The following is a 16,191-nucleotide window of genomic DNA, read 5'->3' on the forward strand; positions in this document are numbered from 1 at the left end:
CCCGGGCGTGCGCACTGATCGCGTCGGTCCGGTGACCACAGCCCCGGTCTCCTGGCCCGCCCGGGCCCGACGGACCCGCCTGGCTCGCCGCCTCGGTAGGGCGGCGAGCCAGACAGCGTCGGTGCGCAGGACACGGCCCGCATCGCGCTACGCGAGGGCGGCGAGCAGGCGCTGCTCCTTGGCGGGGACCATGCCGGCCTTCTGAGCGGCACCCTTGCGGCCCTTGAGCCCGTCGGCGTCGGTGTCCTCGGCCGGGCCGCGCGCGCGGAGCCAGGCCCAGGTGTCCCGGGCGGTGTCGGCGAACGGCCGACACTGCAGGCCGGCCGCCTGCGCCCGGGCGGTGTCGGCGAGCCAGACGCCCGCCAGCTCCGGCACGTCGGGTGCCCAGAGCGGGAGTTCGCTCCAGGGCTGGACGCTGTCCGGACCTTCGGCGAGCAGCGGGCCGTCCTCGACCCAGACGAGCTCCGCCGGCGGGTGGGCGGCGCCGTCTCCGTCGACGGTCTCGCCGACCACCTCGACGCAGGTCGTCAGGAACTCCCCGAAGGTGACGTTCCCGGCCGGGGCGGTGGTGAGGTAGCGCCCGGTACGACCGGCCTCCAGCGCGGTCACGCCGAACACCGCGAAGTCTCGGACGTCGATGACCTGCATCGCCCGGGTCGGGTCACCCGGAGCCAGTACCCGGCCGCCGCGGGCCATCCGCTCCAGCCACCACGGCAGGCGGCCGCCGTTCTCGTGAGGGCCGATCAGCAGGCCGCTGTTGAGGATCAGCGTGCGGTCGGCCCCGAATCCCTCCAGCACCGCGCGTTCGCAGCCGGCCTTGAGGGGGTTGCCGGGGGGCTGGTCGGGCGGGGTGTCGGCGGGGCAGGGGTGCAGGGGCGCGGTCTCGTCCACCGCCCGGGCCGGCCAGTCGGCGAAGGCGTGCACGGAGGAGACGAAGGTGTAGTGGTCCGCGTGCGCGCGCAGCAGCCGGGCGGAGAGCGCGGCCTGGGCGGGCTGCTGCGCCGAGGTGTCGACGACGGCGTCCCACCGCCGTCCCTCGACCAGCCGGGCCAGGTCGTCGGCGGAGTCGCGCTCGCCCCGGACGGTCTCGACGCCGGGCAGGTCGCTGCCGGAGCGGCCGCGGTTGAAGGTGGTCACGTCGTGGCCCCGGTCGAGGGCCTGCGAAGCGTAGGCCCGTCCGAGGAAGGACGAACCGCCGAGCAAGAGGATCTTCATATCGCCAGCCTCTCCCGGTCGGACCCGCCACAGGCTTCCGTTCGCGGCGGGCGGACGCACCCGGAGATGCCCCGGGCGCACTCCGGAGGCCTCCGGACGCACCCGGAGCTACCTCGGAGGTACCCCAGGCGTTCTCCGGAAGCATCGCGAACCCACTCCGGACGTACCCCGGGGGCCCGGGTGCGCGGGCGGGGCCCCTTCCGGCATCGCCGACATGCTGATCGACTGGGCCGCCCCTAGGATCCGTTTGAACCTGTATGTCCGGATAAGGGGCATGCGCCGAGGCAGGGGAGAGCGACAGCATGGGCAACCCGGCACTCGTGGATCCGGCCACCGTCCGCGCGACCGCCGCCGAGGCATGGATCTGGGGGTTCCCGCTCCTGGAGAACTACCGGACGCTCTACCCGCAGGCCGTCGACGACGCGGACCCGCGCCACATCGGCGGCTTCGGCGTCTTCCGGCACCATGCGCAGCCCCCCACCCCGGCGACCACCGACGTCGTCACGCCCGACAACGACACCCGGTACTCCTGGGCCTGGCTCGACCTCCGGGCCGAACCGTGGGTCGTCTCGGTGCCCGCCGAGGACCGCTACTACGTCCTCCCACTGCACGAACTCGACACCTCCTACGCCGGGTTCATCGGCACCCGGGCCACCGGCCGGGAGGCCGGCGACTACCTGGTTGCGGGCCCCGGCTGGCAGGGCGCGGTGCCCGAGGGCACGGCCGGTGTCATCCGCACCGCCACCGAGCTGATCGGCATCGTCGGCCGCACCCTCCTCGGCGGTACCTCGCCGGAGGCGGTCGAGGAGCTGAAGGGCCTCCAGCGGCAGTACCGGCTGCGCCCGCTGCACGAGTACGCGGGCACCGCGGCACCGCCGCCCGCACCCAACCCCGTCTGGCCGGTCTGGCGGGAGGAGGTGCTGGGCACCATCGAGTTCTTCGGCTTCCTCGACTTCCTGCTCGGCTTCTGCCCCGTGCTGCCCGCCGACGCCGACCTGCGCGGCCGGCTCACCGATCTGGGCATCGACGGCCGGGGCGAGTTCGAGCCCGCCGCGCTGCCGATCGAGGTCCGCGCCGAGATCGGGCGCGGCATCGCCGACGCCCGGGCCGAACTCACCCGGGCCGCCGAACGGGCCGCGGATCGGACCGGGGATCGGACCGGGCAAGGGGCCGGGGACACGGCCGGCCTCTCCGGCACGCGCGAGCGGCTCGGCACGGACCACCTCCGGCGGGCCGTCGGCGCCTTGCGGGACCTGTACGGGCTGCCCGTCGAGGAGGTCTGGTACGGCGCCTGGACGGCCGACAGCGACGGCAACAGCCCGCCGAACACCGGCGAGCACGACTACGTCCTGCGCTTCGGACCGGACGCGCTGCCGCCCGCGCGGTTCTTCTGGTCGGCGACCATGTACGCGCTCCCCGGGCGCCGACTGGTCGACAACCCGCTGGACCGCTACTCGATCGGCGACCGCACCCCCGGGCTGGCCCGCGACCCGGACGGCGGCCTCACCCTCTACCTCCAGCACAAGCGCCCGGCCGACGCCCAGCACTCGGCCAACTGGCTGCCCGCGCCCGACGGCCCGTTCGAGGTGGTCGTCCGGCTCTACGGACCGGACGAGCAGGCCCGCGAAGGCCGTTGGGCGCTCCCACCGCTGACACCACGCTGAGCCCGGCACCGCCTCCAGCCCCGCGAGCGGCACCACCCACCCACGACCCGCCACCCACCCACGACCCGCCACCGACACACCCCGACCCCGCCACCCACCCACGACCCGCCACCGACACACCCCGACCCCGCCACCCGGACCCCGGGAAGGACTACCGATGACCCAGCCCGAGCTGGAGGCCCTGGCCGCCGACGCCTACGTCTACGGCTACCCGCTGGTCTCCGACCTCACCATGGTCGAGCGCTTCACCGCAGGCGGCCTGGGGACCCTGCCGGCGGCCCCCTTCAACGACTTCAGCCACGCGACCAGACTGGCCGGCCCGGACGACCCCTTCGTCTCCGTCAACAACGACACCGTCTACTCGATCGCCCAGCTCGACCTCTCCGAGGGGCCGCAGGTGCTGCGGGTACCGGACACCGACGGGGCCTACTACGTCCTGCAGTTCGTCGGCGCGTGGACCGACAACTTCGCCTACCTCGGCCGGCGGGCCACCGGCACCGGCGCGCAGACCTGGCTGGTCGTCCCGCCCGGCTGGCACGGGACCCCGCCGGACCGGGAACGCGTGATCGTCTCGCCGACCACCGTGGCCACCGTCGTCGGCCGCTTCGCCTGCACCGGCCCGGAGGACCTGCCGCGCGTCCGGGCCCTCCAGGAAGGGCTGACGCTCGAACCGCTGGAGCCGGGCGGCCTGGCCGCCGGGCTGCCCGAGCCGGACCCCGCGGTGCCCGAGCGGCTGGCCTTCTTCGAACGGCTGCGGATCTGGATGGCGGCCTTCCCGCCCGCCGGGCCGGACGTCGAGTACCAGCAGCGCTTCGCCCCGCTCGGCCTGCTCGACACCGGACCGTCGCCGTACCGCGCCGCCGAGCCCGAGTGGACCCTCGCCCTCCTCAAGGGCCTGGCCGCGGGCCGGGAACGGGTCGAGGCCGCCACCCGGCCGCCGGAGGACCACCCGGCCGGCGAGTGGCGCTCCGGGCTGCACCTGTTCGACTTCAACGTCGACTTCCTCGGCCCCGGCACCATCGACGACCCGGAGTGGCGCATCCCGGACCGCCGCGCCGCCTACCTCAGCCGCGCCGCCGCCGCCCGCGCCGGACTCTGGGGCAACCACGCGTACGAGGCCACCTACGCGATGACGTACGACGACGCCGACGGGCGGCCGCTGAGCGGCGCCCACAGGTACACGCTGCGCCTGGACCAGCCGCCGCCGGCCGAGGCCTTCTGGTCCGTCACCATGTACGGCCTGCCGGACTACTACCTGGTCGCGAACCCGATCGAGCGCTATTCGATCGGCGACCGGACGCCCGGCCTGGTCTACGCCGAGGACGGCTCGCTGACGCTCCGGCTGCAGCACGACCGCCCCACCGACCCGGCGGAGGAGGCGAACTGGCTGCCGACCCCGGCGGGGGAGTTCCGGCCGATCATCCGGCTCTACCAGCCGAAGCCGGCCGCCCTCGACGGCACCTACCGGGTGCCGCCGATCCGGCGGAGCTGAGCGGGTTGTCCGCACACCGGTGACCGGGAGGAGTCGGGATGGGTGACGCCGTCGGCCAGATGCTGGCCTCGGCCGTCGGCATCGCGCTCAGCCCGATGCCGCTGATCGCCGTGATCCTGATGCTGGCCACCCCGCAGGGCCGGACCAACGGGCCGGCCTTCACGGGCGGCTGGGTGGCGGCGCTGGGAGCGGTGGTCGCGGTGGTGGTGTCGGCCGGCTCCGGGCTGAGCACCAGCTCCGCCCCGCCGGCCTGGGCGTGGTGGCTGAAGCTGGCGCTGGGCGCGCTGTTCCTGCTGCTGGGGTTCGAGCAGTGGCGGGGCCGTCCGCGCGAGGGCCATGTGCACGCGCCGCCGACGTGGATGCAGGCGATCGACCGCTTCACCCCGGTCCGGGCGGCCGGCCTGGGCGCCGCCCTGGTGGTGGCCAACCCGAAGAACCTGGTGCTGGCGGTGGGCGGCGCGGTCTCGATCGCCACCAGTACGGCCTCCGGCGGCGGCAAGGCGGGCGCGGCCGCGCTGATGGTGGTGATCGGCTCGCTCTGCACGGTGGTGCCGCTGGCGGTGTCCCGGTTCGGCGGCGACCGGTCGACCCGGGTGCTGGGTGAGTGGAAGGCGTGGATGGCCGCGCACAACGCGGCCATCATGATCGTCCTCCTGGTCGTCCTCGGGGCGAAGTACCTCGGCGACGGCATCGCCGGGCTGACCGGCTGACCGGCTGAGCCACGGGGCCGGGGGGCGGGTGGCGGGGCCGGGGGCAGAGCGTCCCCACCCCGGCCCGTGCCTCCCGCTCCCCTCCCGGTTCAGCGCGGCGAAGCGGGCGCCGACGCGCCGCCCCTCGGCGCCGGTGACGCAGACCCGCCCGGCGACGCGGCCCCGCTGGGCGTCCCCGTCCCCGTCCCAGTGCCTGTCCCCGTCCCCGGACCGGTCGGCGCGCCCGTGGGCGCCCCTGTCGGCGCGCCCGTCGGAGCCCCGGTCGGTGTCGCCGGGGGAGCGGTCGTCGGCGTGCCGCTCGGCGCGGCCGTCGCCGTCGGTCCGGTCGGCGCCGCCGTGGGCCCGGGCCCGGTCGGGGTACCACCGGTCGGCGGGCCCGTCGGCGTACCGCCGGTGGGCGTCGGCCCCGGATCGGTCGGGGCCGAGGTCGGCTCGCCCGGCGCCGAGGTGCTGCCGCCCCGGTGGTGCGGGCCGCCCTCCAGGGTGACCACCGCCTGCGAGGGCGGCAGGGCGATCCGGGCGGTCCAGTGCGCGTCCGGCGCGAGGTCCTCGTCGACGGTGACGATCACCGTGATCCGCTGGCCCGGTGCGAGCGTTCCGGCGTCCCGGCTGAGGCGCAGCCAGGCGGCCCCCACCTCGGCGTGCCAGCGGATCTCGGTGGCGCCGGAGTTGGTCAGGGTGAGGACGGTGCGGTTGCCGTACTCGCCGGCCTCGACGGTCAGCAGCCCGATCGGCGCGGTGGCCGGTGCCCCCGGACCACCGGCGGGGCCTGCGGCGCCCGGCGCGGTGCCCGGGCCGCCGGTGACGGCGGGGGCCGGTGCGGCGACCAGTGTCGGACTGCCGAGCGGGGTGGCGCCCCGGCCGGGGACCGGAATCGCGGGGCCCTGGATCCCCGGGAGCAACGTTTCTGCACCCCTGGCCCCGGCCAGTTCCAGCCCCGCCACCGCCGGGGCCGCGCCCACGGCCCCCACCACCCCGCCGGGCAGCCCGGACTGCCCGGCCACCGCCCCCGGCCCGCCCGGCCGGTGCCCGGCGGCCCGCGCGTCGTCCTCGACCCGGACCGAGGAGACGGAGGCCGCCGCCCCGGTGCCGCCGCCACCCCGGTGGCCGGCCCAGAGCGCCACCACCGGCGCGGCCAGGACGGCGGCCAGCACCCCGGTGGTCACCACCCGGCGGCGTACCGCCCGGGCCCGGCCGCTGTCCGGCGCCCGGTGGCGCGGGAACCCGCCCTGGTCGAACCGGAGACCGGGCTCGACCACCGGGGCCGGCCCCGAGGACCTCCGCCGGGCCGCCTCCTCCGCCGCACGCGGCAGGAACACCGCCCCGTCGGCCCCTGCCCCGGTCGCCGCCGGGGCCGCCGGGGCGGACAGGACCGGCAGCCCGGACAGGCCGTCGGCGCCCTGAGTCACCTCGCCGGCCACCCGCTCCGCGGTGCCCCGACAGGTCGGGCAGTCCGCCACGTGCTGCACCAGCTCGCGGCGCAGCGCGGGGCCGAGCACCCAGTCCCGCCAGCTCTCCGCCCCGGCCCCGCCGAGCCGGTCCAGTTCGGGGCAGCTGCCGACACCGAGCACCAGCAGCGCCGCCCTGGTCCGGCCGACCTCGGCCTCGGCCGAGGCGAGCAGTGCGCGGCAGCTCTCGAAGGGGACGCCCAGGACGGCCGCCACCTCGATCGGGCTCAGCCGGTGGCGCACCGACAGTTCAAGCGCCTCGCGCTGCTCGGGGTCGGTGCCGGCCGCCTCGGGCCAGGCCAGCGAGGCCAGCTCCCGGCGCCGACGGCCCGCCTCCGCGGCCGAGGTCCCGGCGGCGTCCGACGGGCCCGCACCGCCGGTACCCGCGCCGGTCACCGCGTCGAGCAGGCCGGCGACGGCGGCGGCCCCGGCGGCGGCACCAGGACCGGCAGCGCCACCGCCGCCGAGTCCGCCCCCGTCCTCCAGGCGCCGCAGGCAGCAGTACCGGGCCAGCGAGTACAGCCAGGCCCGGACCATCCCCGGTTCGGCGAGCCGGGCCCCGTGCCGCCGCGCCAGCTCGCGCACCTCGCGCAGGGCGGCCGCGGCCGCGTCGTGCTCGCACAGCACCGAGAGGCAGTAGGTGAACAGGCCGTCCACCTGCCGGTCGTACGCCGCGAGCACGGGGTCGCGCGGCCCTTCGATACGCGTTGTCACCCGTCCGACGGTAGAGAGACCCGGGCCCCCGGCCGGGCTCTTCCCTGCTGTTGTACTTCTTTCGGGTAACAACATCGCCCATTCGTGGACCGGAGGTGCCCGCACCGTCCCGTCCCCGCGCCGCGGCCGCCGGACCCGCGTTGTCGTACCCAGGCGCTACGGTGACCGCATGGCTGCCCGCACCAAGACCACCGCCAAGCCGCGCCCGGCGTACCGCTGCACCGAGTGCGGCAACCAGCTGCCCAAATGGGTCGGCCGCTGCCCGGAGTGCAACGCCTGGGGCACGGTCGAGGAGTACGGCGCGGTGCCGATCAGGACGACGGCCGCCGGGCCGGTGAGCGCGCCCGCCCGCCCGATCGCCCAGATCGACGGCCAGGTCGCGACGGCCCGCTCCACCGGTGTGCCCGAGCTGGACCGGGTGCTCGGCGGCGGCCTCGTCCCCGGCGCCGTGGTGCTGCTGGCCGGCGAGCCCGGCGTCGGCAAGTCCACCCTGCTGCTGGACGTCGCGGCCAAGGCGGCCAGTGCCCAGCACCGCACGCTCTACGTCACCGGTGAGGAGTCGGCCGGTCAGGTCCGGCTGCGGGCGGACCGGATCAACGCGCTCTCCGAGCACCTCTACCTCGCGGCCGAGTCCGATCTCGGCGCCGTCCTCGGGCACATCGACGCGGTGAACCCGGGCCTGCTGATCCTGGACTCGGTGCAGACCATCGCCTCCGCCGAGCTGGACGGCGCGCCCGGCGGGCCGGCCCAGGTCCGCGAGGTGGCCGGTGCGCTGATCCGGGCGTCCAAGGACCGCGGCATGGCCACCCTCCTGGTCGGGCACGTCACCAAGGACGGCCAGATCGCCGGCCCCCGCCTGCTGGAGCACCTGGTGGACGTGGTGCTGAGCTTCGAGGGGGACCGCCACGCCCGGCTGCGGATCATCCGCGGGATCAAGAACCGCTACGGCGCCACCGACGAGGTCGGCTGCTTCGAGCTGCACGACGAGGGCATCGTGGGCCTGGCCGATCCCTCCGGCCTCTTCCTGACCAGGCGTGACAAGCCCGTCCCCGGGACCTGCCTGACCGTCACGCTGGAGGGCCGGCGTCCGCTGGTGGCGGAGGTGCAGGCGCTGATGGTGGATTCGCAGATCCCGTCCCCGCGCCGGACGACCTCCGGCCTGGAGTCGCCCCGGATCGCGATGATCCTGGCCGTGGTCGAGCGGCACGGCGGGGTCAAGCTCGGCAAGCAGGACATCTACACCGCGACGGTCGGCGGGGTGAAGCTGAGCGAGCCCTCGGCGGACCTCGCGATCGCGCTCGCCGTGGCCAGCTCCTCCTCGGACACCCCGCTCCCGAGCAACCTGGTGGCGATCGGCGAGGTCGGTCTGGCGGGCGAGGTACGGCGGGTGACGGGCGTGCAGCGGCGGCTGGCCGAGGCGCACCGGCTCGGCTTCACGCACGCGCTGGTCCCGCCGGACCCGGGCAAGGTGCCGGCGGGGATGACGGTCGTCGAGGTCGCGGACATCGGGGAGGCGCTGCGGGCCATCCCGGGCCGCCGCCGGGCCGCCGCCAAGCCGCGCGGTGAGGCGCCGTCGGCGCCGCCGACCCCGCGCCGGGCCGCCGCCGCGGCGCCCGTCGCGGCCTACCCGGAGGAGCTCATGGAGGGGTGGGAGCCGGTCGACTCGGACGAACTGCGCTGACCCAAGCCCTGTTAATGCCGCACGCAGTTAGACTTTCCCCTGTCTAATTGGCAATAAGGCAGTAATAAGCGACAGAGCGACAGACCGTAGGCCGGCGCACGGCGCGAGGCGCGCGGCACGGGGTCGACCGGAGGAGTCACGTGGCAGGCAGCGACCGGGTGGACAAGTCCTCCCGCGAGGAGGCCCTGCTGCGGGCCTCCCTCACCGCCATCGCCCCCGGCACGGGGCTGCGTGACGGCCTGGAACGCGTGCTGCGGGCCAACACCGGCGGTCTGATCGTGCTCGGCTTCGACAAGACCGTCGAGTCGATCTGTACCGGCGGGTTCGTCCTGGACGTCGAGTTCACCGCGACCCGGCTCCGCGAGCTGTGCAAGCTCGACGGCGCCGTGGTGCTGGACAAGGACATCACCAAGATCGTTCGGGCCGGCGTACACCTGATGCCGGACTCCACCATCCCCACCGACGAGACGGGCACCCGCCACCGCACCGCGGAGCGGGTCAACCGGCAGACCGGGTTTCCCGTGGTCGCGGTGTCGCACTCGATGCGGCTGATCGCGATGTACGTCAACGGCACCCGCCGGGTGCTGGAGGACTCCACCACCGTCCTCTCCCGGGCGAACCAGGCGCTGGCCACGCTGGAGCGGTACAAGCTCCGGCTGGACGAGGTGGCCGGCACGCTCTCCGCCCTGGAGATCGAGGACCTGGTGACGGTCCGGGACGTCACCGCCGTCGCCCAGCGGCTGGAGATGGTCCGGCTGATCGCCACCGAGATCGCCGGCTACGTGCTGGAGCTCGGTATCGACGGCCGGCTGCTCTCCCTCCAACTGGACGAGCTGATCGCGGGCGTGGAGCCGGAGCGCGAGCTGGTCGCCCGGGACTACTTCCCGGAGCGGGCCGCGAAGAAGGGCCGGACGGTCGCCGAGGTGCTGGCCGATCTGGAGGCGCTGACCCACGCCGAGCTGCTCGATCTGCAGACGGTGGCCAAGGCGCTCGGCTACTCGGGCTCGCCGGAGTCGCTGGACTCCGCGGTCTCGCCGCGCGGCTACCGCCTGCTGGCCAAGATCCCGCGCCTGCCCAACACCGTGATAGAGCGGCTGGTCGAGCATTTCGGCGGACTGCAGAAGCTGCTCGCGGCCAGCATCGACGATCTGCAGACGGTCGAGGGCGTCGGCGAGACCAGGGCACGCTCGGTGCGCGAGGGACTGTCCCGACTTGCTGAATCGTCCATCCTGGAGCGCTACGTCTGACGACGACCAGTACGTGCGGGCGGCCCTCGGGGAACCTTTCCCGGGGGCCGCTCCGTGTCGCGGCGCCGCCCGTCGCGCCGCCCCGGCGAACCCCGTCCGGAGGCGGCCGGAAACGCGCCGAAGCCCCGGCGCGGCGTGTGCCGGGGCTTGGCGGGAGGGCGTCGGGAGAGCGGGGTGTTCGGGGCGCTCAGCTCTCCAGGCGGATCGAGGAGCGCGCCGACACCTGGCCGCCGGAGAGGCCGGTGAGGTCGGCGACCACCAGGTAGGTGCCGGCGGGCGCGGCCGCGGGATCGGCGGTGGCGCACTGCGGCTTGCTGCGACCGCGGTCCCAGGTGAAGGTCTCGGTCAGGCCGCTGTTGGCCGGGATCTGCACCCAGTTGCCGCCGCGGTCGGCCGGGCAGTCGCCGGAGGACCAGACGCGGTCGCCGTTGCTGGCCGTCACCGTGATGGCGGAGGCCGTCCGCCCGAGGTCCACCCGGCAGTTGGCGCCGGAGGAGTTGTGGACGGTCAGCGTCAGCTTCGGCTTGTCCTTGGGCTGGTAGGAGTTCTGGGCACTGGCCAGCTCCAGCGTCACCTGGGAGGAGGCGCAGACGGGCAGCGCCATCACCTCGGAGGTGTTCACCGGGGGAGTGCCGCCGCCGCTGCCGCCGCTGCCGCCGGAGCCGCCGGCCGCGCCGCCGCCGGTACCGCCCGCGGCGGACCCGCCGCCGGCCGATCCGCCGGTGGCCGAGCCGCCGCCGGTGGCCGGGTTGGCCGCGCCACCGGAGCCGCCCGTGCCGCCGGTGCTGAGGCTGGCGTCGCCGCCACCGGATCCGGAGACCGCGCCGCCGCCCGGGTTGGTGCCGCCCGTCCCGCCGCTGCCGGGGCGCGAGTTGTTCGCGGGTCCGGTCGACGACGCGCCCGGGGTGATCGTCTGGACCGGGGTCTGGGAGGGAGCGGCCTGCGCGCCCTTGCCCGCCGGTCCGCCACCACCACCGCCCTGATCGGACATCAGCCAGACGAGCAGGGCGACGACCGCGGCGGCGGCGACGGCGACGACGAGACGCCGTCGCCAGTAGATCGAGGCCGGCAACGGTCCCACGGGTTGACGCAGAGAAGGCACGCCCAAACTCTACGAGACAGTGTGTGCCCTGTGACTCATCAACACCGCACACTCGTCCCTTCCTTCACATGATCCGCCATATGAGCCGTTCGGGGGAGTCCGGGTGGGGGCCTTCCGAGGCAATCCGGAACCTGCCCGTCCGCTCCGAGCCTGATCAGAGGCAGCTCCGAGGCCGCTCCGCGCCCGGGCCCGCACCCGCTTCGAGCGGCGGCGCGGACATGGGAGGATCGAAGGGCCATGGCTGCCATCACCGTCACCCCCGCCGTCCCCGCCCCCTCGTCCGCGGCGGCCGCCGTACCGGCGCTGCCGCTGCCGTTGCCGGTGCTGCACTCGACCGTCCTCGGCTGGTACGACGCCCACCAGCGCGACCTCCCCTGGCGGACCCCGGAGGCCTCGCCCTGGGCGGTGATGGTCAGCGAGTTCATGCTCCAGCAGACCCCGGTGAAGCGGGTGCTGCCGGCCTACGCGGCATGGCTGGAGCGCTGGCCGACACCGGCCGACCTGGCGGCCGACGCGCCGGGCGAGGCGGTCCGGATGTGGGGCCGGCTGGGCTACCCGCGGCGGGCGCTGCGCCTGCACGGGGCGGCGGTGGCGATCACCGAGAAGCACGGCGGCGTCGTCCCGGACGACCACGCGACGCTGCTCTCGCTGCCCGGCGTCGGGGAGTACACGGCCGCGGCGGTGGCCTCGTTCGCCTTCCGCCAGCGGCACGTGGTGCTCGACACCAACGTCCGGCGGGTGTTCGCCCGCGCGGTGACCGGGGTGGAGTACCCGGCCCAGGCCACCACGGCGGCCGAGCGGCGGACGGCGACGGCGCTGCTGCCCGACGACGCCGACACGGCGGCGACCTGGGCGGTCGGCGTGATGGAGCTGGGGGCCCTGGTCTGCACGGCGCGCGCACCGGAGTGCGGCGGCTGTCCGCTGTTCAGCCACTGTGCGTGGCAGCGGGCCGGCCGCCCGCCGTACGAGGGCCCGGCCCGGCGCGGCCAGACCTACGAGGGAACGGACCGGCAGGTGCGCGGGAAGCTCCTCGCGGTGCTGCGGGACGCGCACGGCACGGTCGGGCAGGCACGGCTGGACGCGGTCTGGCCGGACGCGGTGCAGCGGGCCCGGGCGCTGGACGGACTGGTCGCCGACGGCCTGGTCGAGCCGGTCGAGCAGGGGGTCTACCGCCTGCCGCAGTAGCACGGGGGCGGCCCGTGGCGGCCCGTGGCGGCCCTTGGCGGCCTGCGGGACGGCGGACCGGAACCACCCGCGCCCGGAGACGCGAAAGCCCCCCTCCCAGGGCGGGAGGGGGGCTCTCCGGGCGTCAGATCGCGACGGCCTCGATGTTGGGCTCGGTGCCCTTGGCGTCGTCCTTCGCCGGCGAGCCGGCGCCGCGCAGCGGCACCTCGCGCAGGAACACCGCCGCGGCGATCGAGATCACCGCGGCCGCGGCGCCCCAGAGGAAGACGGTGTGCATGCCGTTGGCCACGGCGTGGTGGTACGCGTCCTGGACCGGGGCGGGCAGCGCCCGCAGCGCGGCCGGGCTCAGGGAGCTCGGGTCGCCCTTGCCACCGCCGTTGGCGGCCGCGTCGCCGAGCCGCTCCTTCATGGTCTCGGTCACCCGGTTGTTGAACAGGGCCCCGAACAGCGCCACACCGAAGGAACCGCCGATGGTGCGGAACAGCGTGGCGGTGGAGCTGGCCACGCCCATGTCCTTGAGCTCCACGCTGTTCTGTGCGACCAGCATGGTGATCTGCATCAGGAAGCCCATGCCGGCGCCGAGCACCACCATGTAGCAGGCCGAGGCGAAGCTGCTGGTGTCGGTGGAGAGCATGGACAGCAGCAGCATGCCGCCGGTCATCACGATGGTGCCGATGATCGGGTAGATCCGGTACTTGCCGGTCTTGGTGACCGCCTGGCCGACCACCAGCGAGACGACCAGCATGCCGAACATCATCGGCATCAGCAGCAGGCCGGAGTTGGTCGCCGAGGCGCCCTGAACGGTCTGCTGGTAGAGCGGCAGGAAGACGGTCGAGCCGAACATCACGAAGCCGACGATGAAGCCGATCAGCGAGACCAGGGTGAAGTTCAGGTTCTTGAACAGGTCGAGCGGGAGCATCGGCTCCTCGACCCGCTGCTCGACGTAGCAGAAGGCGATCAGCGTGGCGGCGGCGAGCGCGCCCAGGCCCAGGATCTGCTTGGAGCCCCAGGCGTACTCCTGGCCGCCCCAGGTGGTGATCAGGGTGAGCGCGGTGATGCCGGTGGTGAGCAGGAGCGCGCCCACGTAGTCGATGCGGGCCTTGCTGCGGACCTTCGGCAGCTTCAGGGTGACCACGACGACGGCGAGCGCGATCACGCCGAGCGGCAGGTTGATGTAGAAGGTCCAGTGCCAGCTCAGGTGGTCGGTGATGAAGCCGCCGACCAGGGGGCCGCCGATGGTGGCGAGCGCCATCACCGCGGCGAACATGCCCTGGTACTTGCCGCGGTCACGCGGCGGGACCAGCGCACCCATGATCGACATCACGCCGACCATCAGACCGCCGGCGCCCAGGCCCTGGAGGGCGCGGAAGCCGATCAGCTCGTTCATGTTCTGCGAGAGGCCGGACAGCGCCGAACCCACGAGGAAGATCACGATCGAGGTGAGGAAGATGCCCTTGCGGCCGTAGAGGTCGCCGAGCTTGCCCCAGATCGGGGTGGAGGCGGCGGTGGCCAGGGTGTAGGCGGTCACCACCCAGGACAGGTGCTCGGCGCCGCCGAGGTCGCCGACGATCGTCGGCATCGCGGTGCCGACGATCAGGTTGTCGAGCATGGCCAGCAGCATGGTGACCACCAGGCCGATCATGACCAGGCGGATCTCCCGGGGGGAGCGCGACTGCTGCTCCTCGGGCGTCGTCGTTTCCGGTGCCGGGGTGGCGGCCTTGGGTTGTGACATGGGGTGGTGTCTCCCGGACTGGAGGCGGACGACCGATCTGGCCTGCGGAAGGCTTACTTACTTGTCGCCCGGCTAGTTTGTGGACCGTCGGCACGGTAAGTTGTGCACTAGCCGGTCGTCAAGCCAGTTTCCAGGTCGACCACCGGAACGGGGAGAATGAGTTCGGACGGGCAGGTGTCGACCGGCGCCGGCCGGACGCAGCCACAGCAGTCACCGACGCAGTCAACGAGGCAGGCCATGGGTACGACGCACAGCCCCCGCAGCGACACCCGGGCCCGTATCGTCGCGGTCGCACTGGAGCTCTTCTCCGAACAGGGGTACGAGCAGACCTCGCTCCGCGAGATCGCCGACCGCCTGGGCGTCACCAAGGCCGCGCTCTACTACCACTTCAAGACCAAGGACGACATCGTCCACGGCATCGTGCAGAGCATGGCCGCGCCGATCGACGACACCATCGCCTGGGGCCGCGAGCAGGAGTGGACGCCCGCGCTGCGCGACGAGCTGATCCGCCGGTTCGCGGCGGGCATGTCGGAGCGGGCCCCGCTGCTGCGCTTCTTCCACGAGAACCAGCCCGCGCTGCGCGACTCGCCCGCCGGGGTGGAGTTCAAGGACCGCATGATCGCGATGGTCCGGCTGGTGCACGGCCCGGAGGCCACCTTCGAGGACCGGCTGCGCGCCGCGATGTCGCTGTTCACCATCAACTCGGCCCTGTTCCTGATCAAGCAGGACGCCGCCGAGTGCCAGGAGCCCGGGCACGTTCCGGAGCACGCCGTACCGGTGGCCACCGTGGAGGAGGCGATGGCGGCCGCGCAGCGGGTCGCGCTGGAGATCGGCGCCCTGATCAGCCCCCCGGTCCGGGTCTGAGCGGCCCGGCGCCCGCCCACGAACGCCCGAGGGGCGGACCGGTCGCGTGGACCGGTCCGCCCCTCGTCGTGTGCCGCGGCCTCAGAAGCCGGTGACCCCGTGCCCGGAGAGGTAGGCGATCGGGTTGACCACCGCGCCGTAGTGGTTGCTGGAGCGGATCTCGAAGTGCAGGTGGGGCCCGGTCGAGTTGCCGGTGTTCCCGGAGCGGCCGATCTGCTCGGCGGCCGACACCCGGTCGCCCGCCGACACCGAGATCGACGACATGTGCGCGTACTGCGCGTACCGCCCGTCGGCCAGCCGCAGCACGACCTCCTTGCCGTAGGCGCCGTCCCAGCCGGCCGACACGACGGTGGCGTTGCCGACCGCCAGCAGCGCGGTGCCCGGGGACACCGCGAAGTCCACGCCGGTGTGGTAGCCGGCCGCGTACTCGGGGTTGGCCACGCCGTACGGGTTGCTGGTCGGCGCGCCCGGCACCGGCGCGGACCACTCGGGCGCGGGGGCCGGAGCGGGTGCGGGGGCCGGAGCCGGAGCCGGAGCCGGAGCGGGAGCCGGGGCGGGCTCGGCGGCCGGAGCCTGGTCGGCGGACGGCGCGGCCGGGGCGGGCGGCTCCGGGGGCAGCAGGTTGGCGGCGACCGCCACGTACTCCTGCGCCGAGCCGTGCTCGTGCGGCAGCTTGTAGGCGCTCGGGCCGGCGACCTGCACCGGCGTGGGGGCGGGCACCGCGGCGGGCGAGGAGGTGAAGGCGGAGCTGCCGGGGGTGGTGGGTATGACCGTCTGCGCCGAGGCGCTGCCGGGGGCGGCGACCAGCAGGGCGCCGGACAGTATCACCGCGCTCGCGCCGATCGCGGTGACTGTGCGGTGCCGGTCGGCCCGCAGCGGGCCCCCGGGGAGCACGTGGCGGGGCGCGGTGAGCGTGCGCAGCGGGGCGGCGTGGGTGCGGACGGCCTGGCCGAGCCGGGGCTGCCAGGCGGCCGCCCGGTTCGCCGCGTCGGCGGCGAGGCGGCGCAGGGCCGGCCCCATGGGCGGGACGGAAGACATCGGTAGCTCGACCTCACGGACGTACGGGGGCAGCGCAACGAGCCCGTTCGGGCGTGCTGAGCAGGGACCACTCAGGTGTAACCGTCACCGAGCGGACTC

General features: G+C 74.7%; 12 protein-coding genes. 7 read left to right on the top strand and 5 right to left on the bottom strand.

Features of this window, described 5'->3' with window-relative positions:
* Positions 1 to 147: 147 nt before the first annotated feature.
* Entirely contained in the window at positions 148 to 1,215 is a 1,068-nt protein-coding gene (locus ACZ34W_RS12475) for an NAD-dependent epimerase/dehydratase family protein (RefSeq protein WP_465603538.1), read from the bottom strand.
* 302 nt (positions 1,216 to 1,517) lie between these two features.
* Between ACZ34W_RS12475 and ACZ34W_RS12480 the strand changes: the two genes are divergently transcribed.
* From ACZ34W_RS12480 to ACZ34W_RS12490, 3 genes are all read left to right on the top strand, one after another.
* The gene (locus ACZ34W_RS12480) at positions 1,518 to 2,879 is read left to right on the top strand and encodes a DUF1254 domain-containing protein (protein WP_465603540.1); all 1,362 of its coding nucleotides are present in this window, start codon (positions 1,518 to 1,520) and stop codon (positions 2,877 to 2,879) included.
* Between the two features lie 157 nt (positions 2,880 to 3,036).
* Positions 3,037 to 4,371, top strand: a complete 1,335-nt coding sequence (locus ACZ34W_RS12485) for a DUF1254 domain-containing protein (RefSeq protein WP_352286116.1) — start codon at positions 3,037 to 3,039, stop codon at positions 4,369 to 4,371.
* A gap of 38 nt (positions 4,372 to 4,409) precedes the next feature.
* Positions 4,410 to 5,081, top strand: a complete 672-nt coding sequence (locus ACZ34W_RS12490; RefSeq protein ID WP_465603542.1) for a GAP family protein — start codon at positions 4,410 to 4,412, stop codon at positions 5,079 to 5,081.
* 89 nt (positions 5,082 to 5,170) lie between these two features.
* On the opposite strand, the gene ACZ34W_RS12495 is transcribed toward ACZ34W_RS12490, so the two are convergent.
* Positions 5,171 to 7,243 (bottom strand): hypothetical protein, encoded by a 2,073-nt coding sequence (locus ACZ34W_RS12495; RefSeq protein ID WP_465603544.1) that lies wholly within the window; start codon positions 7,241 to 7,243, stop codon positions 5,171 to 5,173.
* Between the two features lie 169 nt (positions 7,244 to 7,412).
* On the opposite strand from ACZ34W_RS12495, the gene radA reads away from it, so the two are divergent.
* Entirely contained in the window at positions 7,413 to 8,924 is a 1,512-nt protein-coding gene (gene radA, locus ACZ34W_RS12500; RefSeq protein WP_352286122.1) for a DNA repair protein RadA, read from the top strand.
* A gap of 140 nt (positions 8,925 to 9,064) precedes the next feature.
* Positions 9,065 to 10,171, top strand: a complete 1,107-nt coding sequence (disA, locus tag ACZ34W_RS12505; RefSeq protein WP_329488361.1) for a DNA integrity scanning diadenylate cyclase DisA — start codon at positions 9,065 to 9,067, stop codon at positions 10,169 to 10,171.
* Positions 10,172 to 10,358: 187 nt separating this feature from the next.
* Here disA and ACZ34W_RS12510 read toward each other — a convergent pair whose 3' ends face one another.
* On the bottom strand, positions 10,359 to 11,273 hold the full coding sequence (locus ACZ34W_RS12510) for a hypothetical protein (RefSeq protein WP_465603547.1): 915 nt from the start codon (positions 11,271 to 11,273) through the stop codon (positions 10,359 to 10,361).
* A 237-nt stretch (positions 11,274 to 11,510) separates the two neighbouring features.
* Between ACZ34W_RS12510 and ACZ34W_RS12515 the strand changes: the two genes are divergently transcribed.
* A complete protein-coding gene (locus ACZ34W_RS12515; protein WP_329488359.1) occupies positions 11,511 to 12,458 on the top strand; it encodes an HhH-GPD family protein in 948 nt (315 codons plus the stop codon).
* A gap of 124 nt (positions 12,459 to 12,582) precedes the next feature.
* On the opposite strand, the gene ACZ34W_RS12520 is transcribed toward ACZ34W_RS12515, so the two are convergent.
* Positions 12,583 to 14,190, bottom strand: a complete 1,608-nt coding sequence (locus tag ACZ34W_RS12520) for an MDR family MFS transporter (RefSeq protein ID WP_329488358.1) — start codon at positions 14,188 to 14,190, stop codon at positions 12,583 to 12,585.
* A gap of 237 nt (positions 14,191 to 14,427) precedes the next feature.
* Between ACZ34W_RS12520 and ACZ34W_RS12525 the strand changes: the two genes are divergently transcribed.
* Positions 14,428 to 15,054 carry a TetR/AcrR family transcriptional regulator gene (locus tag ACZ34W_RS12525; RefSeq protein ID WP_352286128.1) on the top strand — a complete coding sequence of 209 codons (627 nt, stop codon included), beginning with the start codon at positions 14,428 to 14,430 and terminating at the stop codon, positions 15,052 to 15,054.
* A gap of 81 nt (positions 15,055 to 15,135) precedes the next feature.
* On the opposite strand, the gene ACZ34W_RS12530 is transcribed toward ACZ34W_RS12525, so the two are convergent.
* Positions 15,136 to 16,092, bottom strand: a complete 957-nt coding sequence (locus tag ACZ34W_RS12530; protein ID WP_465603550.1) for a M23 family metallopeptidase — start codon at positions 16,090 to 16,092, stop codon at positions 15,136 to 15,138.
* Positions 16,093 to 16,191 lie beyond the last annotated feature (99 nt).

The sequence above is a fragment of the Kitasatospora sp. NPDC022856 genome (assembly GCF_055561235.1).